This is a genomic window from Pontibacter qinzhouensis (assembly GCF_008017455.1).
GTDB classification, from domain to species: domain Bacteria; phylum Bacteroidota; class Bacteroidia; order Cytophagales; family Hymenobacteraceae; genus Pontibacter; species Pontibacter qinzhouensis.
In genome coordinates, this window is sequence record NZ_VRTY01000195.1 from 1 (window position 1) to 2,334 (window position 2,334).

3 protein-coding genes are annotated in these 2,334 nt (G+C 40.1%); all 3 read left to right on the forward strand.

Features of this window, described 5'->3' with window-relative positions; translation table 11 throughout:
- Positions 1–187 (forward strand): PDZ domain-containing protein (locus tag FVR03_RS24845; protein ID WP_222707314.1); only part of this gene is annotated, 187 nt, incomplete at its 5' end.
- A 202-nt stretch (positions 188–389) separates the two neighbouring features.
- A complete protein-coding gene (locus FVR03_RS23910; RefSeq protein ID WP_147924291.1) occupies positions 390–1,322 on the forward strand; it encodes an Rpn family recombination-promoting nuclease/putative transposase in 933 nt (310 codons plus the stop codon).
- 67 nt (positions 1,323–1,389) lie between these two features.
- Positions 1,390–2,199 (forward strand): hypothetical protein, encoded by an 810-nt coding sequence (locus FVR03_RS23915; protein ID WP_147924292.1) that lies wholly within the window; start codon positions 1,390–1,392, stop codon positions 2,197–2,199.
- Positions 2,200–2,334 lie beyond the last annotated feature (135 nt).

Here is a 2,334-nt window from a genome sequence, read left to right on the forward strand (position 1 = left end):
CGAGCTGCGTGGGGAGGCAATCAAAGTGCAGGGCCAGTTTTGCCAGGTGGTGGGAATAGTTCCTGAGGGTGCTCTCGCTTCTGCCGGCAATGGTGATTTTCTGAAGGAACTTCTCGTAAAGCTCATGAAAACCTGCTACCTTGGAACAAGCAGTCTGGATAAGGTTAAGCTCTTTTTTTTCATCTAAGTATGCGTTTAAGTGAATTATAAAAGTAAACTTTATCCACTGCTTTTTTTATAGAAAACTACCGTAGGTTTAGTACAACAAGGCATAAACATCATCTCGGCCGACGGCCTTCGTCGTCGTTTACACGAGCCGTTACCCTTCATTTGAAAAATCAAAAACAGCAAGTTTGAAAAATGAGTATCTTTGAGTAAAGGAAAGGACAATGGCTGAATTTACTGAACGATACATAAACCCCTTCACCGATTATGGATTTAAGAGGCTTTTCGGTGAGGAGCCAAATAAAGACCTGCTGCTGGACTTCTTAAATGTGCTGTTAAAAGAAGAGCAGGGTGAAATTAAAGATTTGACCTACCTGAAAAGCGAACATTTAGGAACAAGTGAGCTGGATAGGAAAGCCATCTTTGATTTGTACTGCGAAAATGAAAAAGGCGAGAAGTTTATTGTAGAGCTACAAAAGACAAAGCAGAACTTCTTCAAAGACCGCACTGTTTACTATTCCACCTTTCCCATAAGAGAACAGGCCAAACGAGCCGACTGGAACTATGAGCTGAAGGCTGTTTACACCATTGCCATACTCGACTTCGTGTTTGACGAGGACAAGAACGAGCCCAACAAATTCAGGTATGACATTAAGTTGACAGACACCGAGACAAAAAAGGTGTTTTATGACAAGCTCACTTTCATCTATCTGGAAATGCCTAAGTTCAACAAAACCGTTGACGAGTTAGAGACAAGGTTCGATAAGTGGCTGTATGTGCTTCGCAACCTTAACAGACTCGACAGGGTGCCTGAAAAACTGAAGGAGCGGATTTTTGAAAAACTATTTGAGACAGCCGAGATAGCCAGATTCACACCTGACCAAGTTCGTTTATATGAGGACAGTTTGAAATATTACCGCGACCTGAAGAATTCACTGGACACAGCAAGGGAAGAAGGATTATTAGAAGGAATGGAAAAAGGATTATTAGAAGGAATGGAAAAAGGAATAGAAAAAGGATTAGAGAAAGGGATAGAGAAAGAAAAACTGGAAGTGGCAAATAACGCTATAAGAATGGGCTTGTCAACAGACGATATTGTAAATTTAACTGGCTTAAGCAGAGAAGCAATTGAACAGCTGAAAACAAACGAAGGGTAACCACACCTATACGGCAGCTGCGCCGCCGCATAGCCAAGTCCGTTGGCAGGTATATAAACTAAAAAAATTGAGACTTTTAAAAATCCTTTTCACACTATTTCTCTTCTCATCCACTATTCTCTGTGTGTATGGGCAACGAACCATTAAAGGGAGAGTAATAGACGAAAATTTAGATAAACTACCTGCGTCCAGAGTTTATAATGCAGACATGCTTCAATTAGGAGAGATAGATTCAGAAGGATTTTTTGAAGTAAGTGTTCCAACCGAATCTGATAAACTAATCTTTGGTTTCCTCGGGTATGAATTTGCCAATGTTTCTATTCCCGCTAACTGTAACTACCTTGAAGTTATCTTGCTTTATCGTGGAACTTATCATTATAGGTCCAATCGGAAAGTAGACAGGCTTCGAAAAAAGGATTTCGATAAATTACCAGAGCTTCGTAAAAAGGCTGTTGAAAAAGGGCTTTTCAAAATGGATAGCCCCTGTTATACAAGAGAGTTTATACCTGATAAACCGCAACTCGACCAGATAGGAAAAGAGTTGAGAGCGAAAAGGAAAGTCAATAAAAGGTACTTCAAAGATTTAGCAGTCGGGGATACTATAAGAATTCCATATAGTGTCAGTAATGGTAGCGACAGAACAGGCAGAACGACTTTGATCTACTATTCTTACGTTGTGGATGGGAATCAATTTGATTGCATAATCGAAGGGGTCATAGTAGATAAGAACAGGGGTTACAATGGCTATAATATTATTTATAAAGTGACAGATACTGGCCAGTGTAAGTATGCTTCCATTATACATGAAGAAAGAGATATGAAGAAGGGGGAAGTCTTCAGGTATAATATGAAGTACTTCAAAGTAATAACTGAATAAATACATCTGCCAACACAGCACAGGCACCATGTTCGGCTAATGCCTCACCCGTTGCCTGTACGAGACCGTTGGCAGGTATAAGAACTAATAAAATGATTCAGCTAAACGACCCAAAGTGGAAAGAACTTGAAGGTG